This is a genomic window from Sphingomonas jatrophae (assembly GCF_900113315.1).
GTDB lineage: Bacteria > Pseudomonadota > Alphaproteobacteria > Sphingomonadales > Sphingomonadaceae > Sphingomonas_P > Sphingomonas_P jatrophae.
This window is the reverse complement of record NZ_FOZG01000002.1, coordinates 423902-437038: the sequence shown is the minus strand read 5'-3', so window position 1 is coordinate 437038 and position 13137 is coordinate 423902. Positions and strand designations below refer to the sequence as shown.

Below are 13137 nucleotides of genomic sequence, written 5' to 3'. Positions count from 1 at the left end.
CGAGCGTTCCCGCGGCCGGGGCGGCTGCGCTAGCGATAGTCGACCACCGCGTCGCGCCGCAGATCGCGCAGGTAACGCTGCGCGCGGCGGTTGACCTTCTCTTCCTCCAGCTGGGAGTAGACCTGATCGAACGTGGGGCCGCTCGCCTGCTGCGCCTCGTCCTTGCCGCACAGGACAAGGCCGCGCACGCCTTCCTGGAGCGAGCCGAAGGCGGGCGAGGCCTGGCCGATCTGCAGCCGCAGCATGACCTCCTGGAGCTGCGGCGGCAGATCGCGGATGCGCACCTGATCATTGTCGATCACGTCGGCGCCGACCGATTTCGCAACCTGATCCGCGGTGCCGCAGCCGCTGATCTTCTGCAGCGCGGCGCCGAACGCGGCGACCTTCGGCTCGGCCTGCTTCTGCGTCAGGCCGGGCGGGAAGCTGATCGTCAGCTGCTTCAGGCTCAGCACCGCATCGCGCGGATCGGCGGTGAGGATCTGGCGCTTGTCGACCAGCGCGACGATCGAATAGCCGCCGGGCAGCTGGATCGGCGCGCTGACGGCACCCGCCGGCATCTGCCGTACGGTGGCGGCCAGCGGTTCGGGCAACAGCTCGGCCCGCACCCAGCCGAGATCGCCGCCGACCGCCGCGGTCGATGCCTCGGAGAATTGCCGGGCATAAGCGACAAAGGAGGCGCCGCCGCGCACCTGCTCGACGATGCGATCGGCATTGGCGCGCACCTGCGCGTCATTCTCCGGCGTGGCGGCCAGGAAGATTTCGCCCACGCGATATTCCTGCGTGCCCTTGGCGGCTTCCAGCCGGTTCAGGATGGCGCGCACCTCGTCCTCGCCGACGGCGACGAACGGCTCCACCCGGCGGCCGAGCAGCCGGCGCCACGCCAGCTCGCCCTCGATCTGCCGCTTGATCGAGTTCTCCGACGATCCCACCGTCTTCAGATAAGCGGCGAACTCGGCCGGCTGGCGCTTGAAGTTGGTCGAAACGCGCGCATAGGCCTGCTCGATCTCACCCGAGGTGATCTCGATCTTGTTGGCCTTGGCTTCCTGGATCTGCAGCGTCTCGTCGATCAGGTTGCGCAGCACCTGCAGGCGCACGCGCTCCCGCTCCTCGTCGGAAATCTTGTTGCCGTTGGCGAGCAGGATGAGCGCCAGCCGCTGATCGACGTCCGTGTCGGTGATGATCGTGCCGTTGACGATCGCGGTGGCCTTGCGCACCAGCGGATCGACCTTGCCGAACACCTGCAGCTCGGCGGGCAGGTTGAGCCCCGCGGCGCTGTTGGTCGGACCATCATCGACGGTCTGCGCGGCCACCGCCGCTCCCAGCGCGACCGCGCTCAGCAGCGCCACCGCACGCGCCGGCCCCCGCCGACCAAACATCACCATCCCGAAATCGCTCCAAACCGCACGTCCGCGCCCCGCCTCTGCGCCGGACAAACTGAACCGCTGCTTAGCGCGGGCCGCGCGCGGTTGGAAGGGGAGGCCTGATGTGGCTGCCGGGCGGCGGATCAGCGGCCCAGATTCTTGAACGCCAGCTGGAACAGGAAGCTGTTGCCCCGCCGCGCATCGCCGATCCGCGCATAATCGCGCCGCCACGTGACCCCAAGCTCGAGGCACTCGTCGTCGTAGAGCACGCCCAGACGGTGGCGCACCGGCTCGTAGCCGTCCGCGATCGACAGCGGATCTTCCGCCGCGGAGGTCAGATCCAGCGTGGTCGAGCCGAAGGCGGACAGCGTGCGCGTGATCTGCACCCGGCCGCCCAGCCGCACCTCCTCACGGTCGCGCAGATCCTCGATCGCCGTATCGATGTCGCGGTTGAGGCGGAGATAGCCGACCATGACGTAGGTGCGGCGCCCGCCCAGCGTCACGTCCAGCTCGTTGCGGCGCAGCTGCCAGCCATCCTTGTCTGCGCGGAAGCGGTGGGTGAGGCTGACGAAATCGCCATAACGCAGCGTCGTCCGCCCGACGACGTCGGAGAAGCGCGAGCCGAGACCCGTGCCGTCCGGCAGGATCGTCTCGCGCCGCGTCAGGCGGTAGCTCTGCCCGACGATGCTGCGCACCGAGAAGCGCGGCCGGTCATATTGCCATTCCAGGCCGTAGGTGACGCGGCTGCCATCCTCCCACCGGTCATAGCCGGGGAAGCGGTTGAGCGCGAACAGGTTGCTGTCCTCCAGCTCGATCGCGCGGGCATCCTCGTTCGGGATCGCCAGGTTGCGCGTGTGCGGGCTGGCGACGAACTGCACGCGCGGCGCCACGATCTGCGTGCCCCCGGCCAGCGCACCCGCAAACGGCCAGCGCACGTCGGCGGCCAATGCGCCGATCGCCCGCGGCGTCCAGCCCGGATCGCCGCGATAGCTGGCGGTCAGCGTGCTGGAGACGTTGGCGGTGTGGTAGATGTCGCCGCGGCCATAGGCCGTCAGCGTCACTTCCTGCCCCATCGTCGTGTAGCGGCGCAGATCCCAGCGCAGCCCGGCAAAGGCGCGCTGCGTGTCCTGTCCGCTGGTTCGCGTGATGAACAGGCTGTTGACCTGCGCCTCGACCACGCCGCCGGCGAAATCGAGGCGGCGGCGATAATCGATCGCGGGCAGGGCGATCGGCTGGTTGCGCTGGCTGACCGTGGGGCGGAGGTTCTGCACCGCATAGCCGCCGATGACGAGATAGCTGTCCGCATCGATCCGCTCGGCGGTGGCGATGGTGCGCAGCCGATCGTCCCGCGAGATGTCGTAGCGCCGCAGGAAGGTCTTGTCGGTCGCCAGCCGGGTCGATCCGGTCAGCGTCCAGTAGGGCCCCAGCTGGAACCGCCCGCTCGCATCGAGATAGCCGCGCACATTGCTCTTGCCATCGGCGCTGGGATCGATGCTCAGCTCGGCCGGCAGGCGCGAGCCGTAGGTGATCATGCCGCCGACCTGATAGGCACCTGTCGAGCTGAGCGAGCGCCACTGGGCCTCCAGCGCGGGCGCCACATCCGAATAAACGTGCGGCGTGATCGTCAGGTCGCGGTTCGGCCCGAACGGCATGTAATAGGGCGTCGCCACCTCGACGCCGTTGGTGCGGCTGATGCGGAAGGTCGGCACCAGCAGGCCGCTGCCGCCCTCGCCCGACCCGTCCGGATGCGACAGCGCCGGCAGCCACAGGATCGGCAGCCCGAACAGCGACAGCCGCGCATCGCGGTAGGAGATGCGGTGCTTCTTCGGATCGTGCACCACGCGCACCGCGGTGATCTGCCACGACGGCGTCTTGGGGCAGCCGGCATCGTCCGTCACGCGGCAGGGCGTGTAGGCGGCGTGTTCCAGCGTGGAGACATTGTCCACCCTGGTCCCCCGCTGCGCCGCCAGGCGGCCGCCATCCTCCAGCACCAGCAGCAGGTTGTCGATCACGCCGTCGCGCAGCGTGTCCTTCAGCTGCACCGAATCGCCATAAGCGATGTCGCCCTGCGGATTGGCGACGGCGACGCTGCCCTCGGCGATCACGTCGCCGGTCTTGCGGTCCCACGTCACCTTGTCCGCGCGCAGGCGATTGCCCGCGCGGATCATGCGCACCTCGCCCGTGGCGACGACCCGCTCGGTCTGATCGTCATAGTCCAGCTGGTCGGCGCTGAAGGTCACTTCCTCGTCGTTCGCCGGCACCGGCACGTCGGGCGTTGCCAGGGGGGGCGGGGTCGGCGGGGTCTGCAGATCCTGCGCGCGCGCGGGCCACGCCGCGGCGAGCGCGAGGGTGGAGAGGCCGAAAGATAGATGACGATGCAGAACGGCCCCCAACGAAGCGACGCCATCTTCACAACGGCTTTTCCGCTGAGCCTATCGCACCGCCATGGCGTGCGGGCAATCGCTTGGCGAAGCCGGGGCGGCGTGCCTACATGGGGAGGACACTTCCGGTCCCGAGGAAAACCTGACCTTGCTCACCATCCGCTTTGCCGATCAGGCCCCGTCCGCTGCCGAAGCGGTCGCCTATCCGATCCTGGGCGGCCAGCTGCCGGGCCGGCTGCTGGCGCTCGACGGCACGCAGGCGCTGCGCCACGCGGCCGAGGCGCAGCGATTCGATGCCGAGGCGGCGGCCATCGTCGAGGCGTTCGTGGCCGACGGCGGCAGCGTGCGGCGGCTGTTCGCGGTCGGCCTCGGCACCGGCGGCGCGGGTGAGGGTGCGGCGGCGGAGAAGGTCGGTGCGGCGCTGGTCGCGCGGCTGGAGACATCCGGCCTGAAGCGACTGACGGTCGATCTGACCGACGCGGGCCTGAGCGATCCGGCCGAGGCGGCGGCCCGCATCGCCTTCGGCGCCACGCTGCGCGCCTGGCGCTACGACGTCCACCGCACCAAGCAGGCATCGACGCAGAAGCCGACCCTGGCCGAGCTGGTGATCGTCGGCGGCGGCGCCGGGGCGGACACCGCATGGGCGCGCCACAGCGCGGTCGCCGAGGGCATGGCGCTGACCCGCGAGCTGGTGACCGAACCCGCCAACATCATCTACCCCGAAAGCTTCGTCGAGCGCGTGCGCGCCGCCATGCCCGAGGGTGTCGTGGTCGAGGTGCTGGACGATGCGGCGATGCGCGAACTCGGCATGGGCGCGCTGCTCGGCGTGTCGCAGGGCTCGGCGCGCGAGGCGCGGCTGCTGGCGCTCCGCTGGAACGGCGGCGCAGAGGGCGAGGCGCCGGTCGCTTTCGTCGGCAAGGGCGTGACGTTCGATACGGGCGGCATCTCGATCAAGCCCGCCGGCGGCATGGAGGACATGAAGTGGGACATGGGCGGCGCCGGCGCGGTCGCCGGGGCCATGCTCACGCTCGCCAGGCGCGGGGCCAGGGCGAACATCATCGGCGTCTGCGGCCTCGTCGAGAACATGCCCGACGGCCTTGCCCAGCGCCCCGGTGACGTGGTCACCAGCATGTCCGGCCAGACAATCGAGGTGATCAACACCGACGCCGAAGGCCGCCTCGTGCTCTGCGACGCGATCACCTGGGTGCAGCGGACGCACAAGCCGAAAACCATCGTCGATCTCGCCACGCTGACCGGCGCGATGATCATCACGCTCGGCCATGAATATGGCGGCATCTTCGCCAATGACGATGCGCTGGCCGACGGACTGCTCGCCGCCGCGCGCGACGCGGGGGAGCCGCTGTGGCGGCTGCCGATGGGCGATCCCTACGACAAGCTGATCGACAGCGCGATCGCCGACATGAAGAATGTCGGCCCGCGCGAGGCCGGCTCGATCTCGGCGGCGCAGTTCATCAAGCGCTTCGTCGACGAGGGCGTCGCCTGGGCGCATCTCGACATCGCCGGCATGGTCTGGTCGAGCAAGGGCAGCTCGCTGATGGCCAAGGGTGCCACCGGCTTCGGCGTGCGCCTGATCGACCGCTACGTGGCGGATACGCTGGAGGCCTGAAGCTCGGGCGGAAGGGCGGATGCAGGTCGATTTCTACCATGTCGGCGCGGGCGGCGTTGAGGCGGTGCTGCCCCGCATTGCCGAGCGGGTGCTGGATGGCGGCGGCCGCCTGCTCGTCGTGGCGGAGGACGAGGCGCTCGCCGCGCGGCTGGACGAGCGGCTGTGGGACTGGTCGCCCGAAAGCTTCCTCGCCCACGGCCGCGCGGGCCAGGGCGATGAGGCGCGCCAGCCGATCCTGATCGCCGAGGCGTGCGAGCCCGCCAACGGTGCCCGCGCCGTCGCGCTGGCGGACGGCGTGTGGCGGGACGCCGCGCTCGCGTTCGACCGCGCCTTCCTGCTGTTCGGCGACGACCGGCTGGAGGCGAGCCGCGCCGCGTGGCGGACGCTGGCCGCGCAGGACAGTGTCGAGCGGCGCTTCTGGAAGCAGGACGAGCGGGGCCGCTGGACGCAGGCAGGCTGATCGGCCACGCGGGCGTAGGCCCTCCTGTTGCACCCCGCCGCCCGCCCCGCTAGAGGGCCGCCACCTTCCAGACACCAGAACCAACAGGAGCTTGGCTTCCGCCATGGCGACGACCCGCACCTTTTCGATCATCAAGCCCGACGCCACCCGCCGCAACCTCACCGGCGCGGTCACCGCGAAGCTGGAGGAAGCGGGCCTGCGCGTCGTCGCGTCCAAGCGCATCCGCATGACCAAGGAGCAGGCCGAGGGCTTCTACGCCGTCCATAAGGAGCGGCCCTTCTTCAACGATCTGGTCAGCTTCATGATCTCCGGCCCGGTGGTCGTGCAGGTGCTGGAAGGCGAGGACGCCGTCGCCGCCAACCGCAAGATCATGGGCGCGACCAACCCGGCGCAGGCCGATGAGGGCACGATCCGCAAGGCGTTCGCCGAATCGATCGAGGCGAATTCGGTCCACGGCTCGGACAGCGCTGAGAATGCCGAGATCGAGATCGCCTACTTCTTCAAGCCGGAAGAAATTGTCGGCTGATCCGGTGATCCGGCGCGCGGGCGTGGAGGACGCGCCCGCGCTCGCGCTGGTCGGCGCGGCGACCTTCCTCGAAGGGTTCGCCACGCTGATCCCCGGCGCGGACATCGTCGCGCACACCGCGCGCAATCACTCGGCCGACGCCTATCGCGCCTATCTGGCGCAGCCCGTCGGCCGCGCCTGGCTGGCCGAGACGGAGACGGGCGCGCCCGTTGGCTACGCCCTGATGTGCGAGCCCGAACTGCCGCAGGCAGAGCCGGGCGACATCGAGATGAAGCGTTTCTACCTCTTCTCTCGCTGGCACGGTTCAGGTGCGGCGCGCAGCATGTCGAATGCGATGCTGGCGGAAGCGCGCGCGCTCGGCCGCCGCCGCCTGCTGATCGGCACCCATCACGACAATATGCGCGCCATCGGCTTTTACCGGAAGATCGGTGCCGAGCGGATCGGCGGCCGACGCTTCGAGGTCGGCGGCAGCGTGTTCGACGATCACGTCTACGCGATCACGCTCTGACGCGCGTCGCGAACCGCCGCGTCAGATGATCCGGTAAGCCCCTAGCGCCGCGCCGCCCACAATTTGTCGAGCCGCTCCGGGTCCGCCTTCTCGGGTGCCGCGCCGATCAGCGACAGGCCCTTCAGCCGCAGCTTGCGCCCGCCCAGCAGGCCGCCTTCCTCCAGCGTGTAGCCGAGATCGTAATAGGCCCGCGCCGTCCGCACCGCGCCGTCGGACCAGTAGCGCGTGACGATCAGCAGCGGCAGGCGCGCATCGCCGCGATCCTTCTCGCCCGTGGTCGCATCGCGCAACGCGTCCTGGATCCAATCCGCCTCGATACGCGGATCGCCCGTCGTCTCGACCGCGGCGACCTTGAGCGCAGGCGGGAACAGGATCGTCTGCCCCTGCACATTCTGGTCGGCGCGGAGCGACGCGAGCTTCAGGCGCCGTCCCTCATCCTCGCCCGCCGCGCCCAGCACGATGGTGGCGGCGGCGCTCTCCGCCTTCTTCTCGGCGCGGACTTCCTTGGCCTGCTCGTCCGACCGTTGCTGCCAGCTGTTCCACAGCGTCAGGCCGGAGATCAGCGCAGCCACCACCGCCAGCACTTCGCCCAGCGTCAGCCAGCGGCGACGCACGCGCGCCTTTTCCGCCTTCTCGGCGGGCGTCTCGGCCCGTGTCTCGGGAGCTCCGCTCATCGTCCGCCCGCCTCCAGCAGGCGGCGCGGCGCGACGAGCTCCCAGCTCATCGCCACGCGGTCGGCGATATAATCCCAGTCGGTGTCGGGCAGGTCGACCCGGATGGCGATCCACTGGTCGGCCCGGAAATAAGCCGGGCGGTGGAAACGCTCGGGCTCGCGCTCGACCAGCATCTCATGCTCGTCGAGGCCGGAGACCTTGACGATCACCGCGGTCACGCCGTTGCCGTGATGATCGTGGCTGAACCACGCATAGGTCTTGCCCTTGTCGATGTAGAAGACGGGGGCACCGTGGCTGACCTTCTCTGCCGCCTCGGGCAGCGCCATCGCAATCTCGCGCAGGCGGGCGAGGTCCGCTTCCGGATCGGGGCTCATCGCGTCACCAGCTCCGTCAACGCCTTCGGATAGAGGCGATGTTCCTCCACCAGCACGCGCGCGGCAAGCGTCTCGGGCGTGTCGCCGGGCAGCACGGGCACGCGCGCCTGTGCGATCACCGGCCCGTCGTCCAGCTCCGCCGTGACGATATGGACCGAGCAGCCTGCCTCCACGTCGCCCGCTTCGATCGCGCGGGCATGCGTGTCCAGCCCCTTGTGCAGCGGCAGCAGAGACGGGTGAATGTTGACGATCCGCCCCGCCCACGCGCTGACGAAACCGGGCGAGAGCAGCCGCATATAGCCCGCAAGCGCGATCCACTCCGCACCCGCGGCGCGCACCGCCGCATCCACCAGCGCATCATAGTCGGCGCGGTTAAGCCCCTTGTGGCTGTGCGCCCAGGTCGGCACCCCCGCCGCGCGCGCGGTCTCCAGCCCCGCCGCGTCCGGGTCGTTCGCGCCCACCAGAACCACCCGCCACGGGCAATCGGGCGCCTCCGCCGCGCGGAGCAGCGCCGCCATGTTGGATCCGCGGCCGGAGATCAGGATGGCGACGGGCGCGCGTCCGCCCGCCTCAGCCATTATGCGTCGCGCTCCAGGCTGCGCGAGCGGACCAGGCGTCGGCGCTGCCCGCGACGGTGCAGCCCTTTGCGCCCGCCTCGATCCGGCCGATGCGGTGGACGGTCTCGCCCGCTGCTTCCAGCGCGCGCGCCACTGCATCCACCTCCGTCTCGGCGACGACCACCGCCATGCCGATGCCGCAGTTGAACGTTCGCGCCATCTCCGCCGGCTCGATCGCGCCCTGCGCCTGGAGGAAGGCCATCAGCCGCGGCTGCGGCCACAGATCCGCATCGACATGCGCGTGCAGGCCGTCGGGCAGCACGCGCGGAATATTCTCCAGCAGCCCGCCGCCGGTGATGTGCGCCAGTGCGCGGATCTGCCCGCCGCGCACCAGCGGCAGCAGCGAGCGGACATAGATTCGCGTCGGCGCCAGCAGCGCGTCGATCAGCAGCACGTCCGCATCGAACAGGGCCGGGCGATTAAGCTTCCAGCCCCGGTCCGCCGCCAGCCGGCGGACGAGCGAATAGCCGTTGGAATGAACGCCCGACGAGGCGAGACCGAGGATCGCGTCTCCCGCCGCCACCTTGTCGCCGGTCAGCGCCTGTCCACGCTCCACCGCGCCGACGCAGAAGCCGGCAAGGTCATAGTCGCCCGGCGCATACATGCCGGGCATCTCCGCCGTCTCACCGCCGATCAGCGCGCAGCCGGCGATGCGGCAACCCTCCGCAATCGACGCGACAACCGCTTCGGCGACGCCGGTATCCAGCTTGCCGGTCGCGAAATAGTCGAGGAAGAACAAGGGCTCGGCGCCCTGCACGACCAGATCGTTGGCGCACATGGCGACCAGGTCGATGCCGACGCCCTCGTGCCGCCCCGCCTCGATCGCCAGCTTCAGCTTGGTGCCGACGCCGTCGTTGGCCGCCACCAGCAGCGGATCGGTGTAGCCCGCCGCCTTCAGATCGAAGAAGCCACCGAAGCCGCCGAGTTCCGCGCCGGCGCCGGGCCTTGCGGTGGCGCGGGCGAGCGGCGCGATCGCCTTCACCAGCGCGTTGCCCGCCGCGATCGAAACGCCGGCATCAGCGTAGGTATAGGGTGTCGGATCCGTCATGATCGTGCGCCTACCGACATCGCGCTTGGTTTTCCACGACCAACTCGCCAAAAGGCGCGCCATCGTGCGCGTTCGCCCCCTGATCCTCTCCAGCCTCGGGCTCGGCTGTGCGCTTGCCGCAGGGGCGCTGCTCGCCCAGATCGAACCGGGCGATCGCGGCATCGCGCCCGTGAACAGCGCTTCCTCCTACGAGGTGACCGGCATTACCGTCGATGTCGCCGCCAGGGATGCCGATGCCGCGCGCACCGCCGGCTGGCGTGAGGCGCAGCGCAAGGGCTGGAAGGCGCTCTACGGCCGGCTGCACGGCGTTCCCGCGAGTGCGGCACCCGGTTTGCCCGATTCGACGCTGGACAGCCTGGTCGGCGGCATCGTCATCGAGAATGAGCAGATCGGCCCGCAACGCTACATCGCGCGGCTGGGCGTGCTGTTCGATCGCGCCCGCGCCGGCTCCTTCCTCGGCGTGCGGGGCGGCCAGGCGGTGCGGTCCGCGCCCATGCTGGTCATCCCCGTCCTCTGGTCCGGCGGCGCGCTCACCGCGCTGGAGCTGCGCAATCCGTGGCAGGCGGCGTGGGCGCGATTCCGCACCGGCAGCAGCGCGATCGATTATGTCCGCCCGCGCGGCACCGGCGCCGATCCGCTACTGCTCAACGCCGCGCAGACACGCCGGCCGGGCCGGCGCTGGTGGCGGATGCTGGTGGAGCAATATGGCGCCGCCGACGTGGTCGTGCCCGAGGCCTCGCTCCACCGCCTCTACCCCGGTGGTCCGGTGATCGGCACCTTCACCGCACGGCACGGCCCGGATGGCGAGCTGCTCGGCCAGGTGCAGCTGCGCGCCGCCGATGCAGCGGGGCTGCCGGCCATGCTGGACGAGGGTGTGCGCCGGCTAGACGAGATCTACACGCAGGCGCTGCGGCAGGGCGGCCTTTCCCCTGATCCGACCCTGGTCGAGGCGGAGGTCGCACCCGATCCGGCGGAAGAAGCGCCGGCGGAGGGCGAAGGCGAGATCGCCGAGGGCGCGGCCGCGGTGGCGCAGGTGCTGACCATCCAGGTCGACACGCCCGACGTGGCTGCCGTCGGCGGTGCCGAGTCGGCGCTGCGCGGCGTGCCCGGCGTCCGCTCCGCTACGGTGCAGAGCCTGGCGGTCGGCGGCGTCTCGATCATGCGGGTCGTGTTCGACGGGGACAGCGATGCGCTCCGCCTCGCGCTCGCCGCGCGTGGTTGGGCGGCGGAAGGCGGCGCCGGTTCGCTCCGCGTCCGCCGTGCGGGTGCGGCCCCGGCAGGCGCGCCGCCGCCTACGCCATGAGCCAGATCGCGCTCCCGCTCGATTGGCCGCCGGCCGACGAGGAGCGCGACTTCGTTCTGGGGGAGCCCAACCGCCTCGCCGTCCGCCAGCTCGAGCATCGCGGATTGTGGCCGGTCTGCGCCTGCCTGCTGGTCGGCCCGCGCAAGTCGGGCCGCAGCCTGCTCGGCCGCCTGTTCGCCGCGCGCGCTTCCGCCACTCTGATCGACGATGCCGAAGGCCGTCCGGAGGAGGCGCTGTTCCACGCCTGGAATCGCGCGCAGGCACAGCGGCGTCCGCTGCTGCTGATCGCCGATGCGCCGCCGCCGCTCTGGCCGGTGGCGCTGCCGGATCTCCGCTCGCGCCTCGCCGCCACGCCCGTCGCGCGGATCGAGCCGCCGGACGAGCCGCTCGCCGCCGAGCTGATCGAGCGGCTGATGGCGCGGCGCGGCCTGCCCGTGCCGCCCACCGTCGCGCTCTATCTCGCCCGCCGGATCGAGCGGAGCTATGTCGCCATCCACCGTGCGGTCGACGCGCTCGACGCCGCCGCGCACCGCCGCCGCCGCATGCCGACGATCGGCACCGCGCGCGAGGCGCTGGAAAGCCTCTAGTCCAGCGCGAACGCCACCGCCGCCCCGGCGTGGATCGCGGTGGTATCGAAGCCGGGCAGGGGCAGCGCGTCCGGATCGAGGATCAGCGCCAGCTCGGTGCAGCCGAGGATCACCGAATCAGCGCCCTCCGCCTTCGCCGTGGCGATCAGCCCGGTCAGCACCGCGCGCGACTCGTCGGTGACGCGGCCTTGGCACAGCTCGTCGAAGATGATGCCGTGCGTCGCGGCACGACCCTCCTCGTCCGGCAGCATGAGCGCGATTTCGTGCCGCGCCATTCGTTCGGCGTAGAAGCCCTGCTCCATCGTGTAGCGCGTGGCGAGCAGCAGCGGCCGCGTGGCGCCTGCCGCATGCAGCCGCCGGGCGGTCTCGTCGACGATATGGATCACCGGCACGCCCACCGCCGCCTGCACCGCATCGGCGACGAGGTGCATCGTGTTGGCGCAGATGAGCAGGCACTCGGCCCCCGCACGCTCCAGCCCGCGCCCGGCCTCTCCCAGCAGCACGCCCGCATCGTCCCACCGCCCCGCCTGCTGGAGCGTGACGACGCGCGCGAAATCGACCGAGTACATCAGCAGCTCGGCCGAATGCAGCCCGCCGAGGCGTGCCCGCACACCCTCGTTGATCAGCCGGTAATAGATAGCGGTCGCCTCGAAGCTCATGCCGCCGATGAGGCCGATGGTGCGCATAATCTCCTTTCATGCCGGACGGCATACTGCCGCGCTGTGCCGCCGGGCATAGCCTGCTGCTCCGCCCCGCGCGATGCTGGCGCGAACGGGTGGGGAGGTCCGATGCGTAAAGTGGGACAGGCTTGCGCGGTCGCCGTCGCGCTGGCGGGCGCGGCAAGGGCGGATGCGCAGGTGCTGGTCCTGTCCGCGAGCGGGGCGGGGGCGGGCGTCTATCCGGCGGGCACGCTGCTCGCGGCCGGCGCGCGCATCGCGCCGGGTGATGTCGTCAAGGCGATCGACTGGCAGGGTCGCCGCACGCTGCATGGCCCCGCCACCGTGCCCACAACCGCGCCGCTCACGCGCCAGTCCGCGGCCGAGCGCCGCGTGTGGCAGGTCGCCGAACAGCGTGCCGCCCCCTCCGCCGATGCGCTCGTCTGTGCCGCGACGGGCGGTTGCGCGATTGAAACCGCCGGCCCCGGGCCGCTCCGTCCTGACGAGGCGCATGACGAGGATCCGCACCGCGCGGCATACTGGCTGGCCCGTTCGGTTCGCGGCGATGCGACCGCCATCCGCGCCGCGCTGTTCCGCCGCAGCCTGTGGACCGCGCCGCTCCGCGATGCCCGCATCGTCTGCGCCCCGTCAGGCGCGCCCGTCTGGCTGAGCCGCCTCGGCGGACGCTACACGCCTGCTTTGTTCCAGCAGGACGGTGCCGGAGCGCCGCTCAGGTCAGACTGGACGCCCGCCGCGCCCGAGCAGATCTGGTCCGCCGCACCGGCGACGACCGGCGATCTCGCCTTCGCACCCGCAACCACCGGGCGCACCCCGTGGCGGATGCGCCTCGTCCGCATTGCCATGTCCGATAGCCTCGCCGCGCTCGCCGCCACGCTGGCCGATCAGGGCTGCATGACGCAGTTCGACCGGCTGACGGACGCATTGCCAGGCCTGCCCCGGCGCGGCGCGACGGCAGGGCTGGAGGATCGGCCGGACGAGGGCTGACGCCGTCTCC

Annotated in this window: 14 protein-coding genes; 7 read left to right on the top strand and 7 right to left on the bottom strand. The window is 71.0% G+C overall.

The window, feature by feature from the left end:
• Positions 1-29: 29 nt before the first annotated feature.
• Together BM360_RS11310 and BM360_RS11305 are read right to left on the bottom strand one after the other, a co-directional pair.
• Positions 30-1376 (bottom strand): peptidylprolyl isomerase, encoded by a 1347-nt coding sequence (locus BM360_RS11310; RefSeq protein ID WP_093316001.1) that lies wholly within the window; start codon positions 1374-1376, stop codon positions 30-32.
• Positions 1377-1504: 128 nt separating this feature from the next.
• Positions 1505-3754: an LPS-assembly protein LptD gene (locus BM360_RS11305; protein WP_242653454.1), complete on the bottom strand. Its 2250-nt coding sequence runs from the start codon at positions 3752-3754 to the stop codon at positions 1505-1507.
• Positions 3755-3890: 136 nt separating this feature from the next.
• Between BM360_RS11305 and BM360_RS11300 the strand changes: the two genes are divergently transcribed.
• The 4 genes from BM360_RS11300 to BM360_RS11285 all read left to right on the top strand — a co-directional run bounded on the left by BM360_RS11300 (position 3891) and on the right by BM360_RS11285 (position 6863).
• Positions 3891-5369 (top strand): leucyl aminopeptidase, encoded by a 1479-nt coding sequence (locus BM360_RS11300; protein WP_423228903.1) that lies wholly within the window; start codon positions 3891-3893, stop codon positions 5367-5369.
• A gap of 19 nt (positions 5370-5388) precedes the next feature.
• Positions 5389-5829 (top strand): DNA polymerase III subunit chi, encoded by a 441-nt coding sequence (locus BM360_RS11295; protein WP_093314690.1) that lies wholly within the window; start codon positions 5389-5391, stop codon positions 5827-5829.
• Between the two features lie 103 nt (positions 5830-5932).
• Positions 5933-6355 (top strand): nucleoside-diphosphate kinase, encoded by a 423-nt coding sequence (gene ndk / locus BM360_RS11290; RefSeq protein ID WP_093314688.1) that lies wholly within the window; start codon positions 5933-5935, stop codon positions 6353-6355.
• Positions 6356-6359: 4 nt separating this feature from the next.
• Positions 6360-6863 carry a GNAT family N-acetyltransferase gene (locus BM360_RS11285; RefSeq protein WP_341350590.1) on the top strand — a complete coding sequence of 168 codons (504 nt, stop codon included), beginning with the start codon at positions 6360-6362 and terminating at the stop codon, positions 6861-6863.
• Between the two features lie 41 nt (positions 6864-6904).
• Here the strand turns inward: BM360_RS11285 and BM360_RS11280 are convergent, their stop codons facing one another.
• Genes BM360_RS11280 through purM form a run of 4 tightly spaced genes read right to left on the bottom strand, consistent with a single transcriptional unit; the run spans position 6905 to position 9576 of the window.
• On the bottom strand, positions 6905-7537 hold the full coding sequence (locus BM360_RS11280) for a hypothetical protein (protein WP_093314684.1): 633 nt from the start codon (positions 7535-7537) through the stop codon (positions 6905-6907).
• Positions 7534-7911: an MmcQ/YjbR family DNA-binding protein gene (locus BM360_RS20080; RefSeq protein WP_093314682.1), complete on the bottom strand. Its 378-nt coding sequence runs from the start codon at positions 7909-7911 to the stop codon at positions 7534-7536. The genes BM360_RS11280 and BM360_RS20080 overlap by 4 nt, the downstream gene beginning before the upstream one ends.
• Positions 7908-8489, bottom strand: coding sequence for a phosphoribosylglycinamide formyltransferase (gene purN, locus BM360_RS20075; protein WP_093314680.1), 582 nt, complete (start codon positions 8487-8489; stop codon positions 7908-7910). Before purN ends, BM360_RS20080 begins: the two co-directional genes overlap by 4 nt.
• Positions 8482-9576, bottom strand: a complete 1095-nt coding sequence (gene purM / locus BM360_RS11265) for a phosphoribosylformylglycinamidine cyclo-ligase (RefSeq protein ID WP_093314678.1) — start codon at positions 9574-9576, stop codon at positions 8482-8484. The genes purN and purM overlap by 8 nt, the downstream gene beginning before the upstream one ends.
• A gap of 64 nt (positions 9577-9640) precedes the next feature.
• On the opposite strand from purM, the gene BM360_RS11260 reads away from it, so the two are divergent.
• Both BM360_RS11260 and BM360_RS11255 read left to right on the top strand, forming a co-directional pair.
• Positions 9641-10879, top strand: a complete 1239-nt coding sequence (locus tag BM360_RS11260; protein WP_093315999.1) for a hypothetical protein — start codon at positions 9641-9643, stop codon at positions 10877-10879.
• Positions 10876-11466 carry a P-loop NTPase family protein gene (locus tag BM360_RS11255; protein ID WP_093314676.1) on the top strand — a complete coding sequence of 197 codons (591 nt, stop codon included), beginning with the start codon at positions 10876-10878 and terminating at the stop codon, positions 11464-11466. The genes BM360_RS11260 and BM360_RS11255 overlap by 4 nt, the downstream gene beginning before the upstream one ends.
• On the opposite strand, the gene BM360_RS11250 is transcribed toward BM360_RS11255, so the two are convergent.
• Positions 11463-12152 (bottom strand): aspartate/glutamate racemase family protein, encoded by a 690-nt coding sequence (locus BM360_RS11250; RefSeq protein WP_093314674.1) that lies wholly within the window; start codon positions 12150-12152, stop codon positions 11463-11465. The two genes, BM360_RS11255 and BM360_RS11250, sit on opposite strands and share 4 nt — an antisense overlap.
• A gap of 102 nt (positions 12153-12254) precedes the next feature.
• Here BM360_RS11250 and BM360_RS11245 point away from each other — a divergent pair, with 102 nt between their 5' ends.
• The gene (locus BM360_RS11245; RefSeq protein ID WP_131819252.1) at positions 12255-13127 is read left to right on the top strand and encodes a hypothetical protein; all 873 of its coding nucleotides are present in this window, start codon (positions 12255-12257) and stop codon (positions 13125-13127) included.
• Positions 13128-13137: the final 10 nt, after the last annotated feature.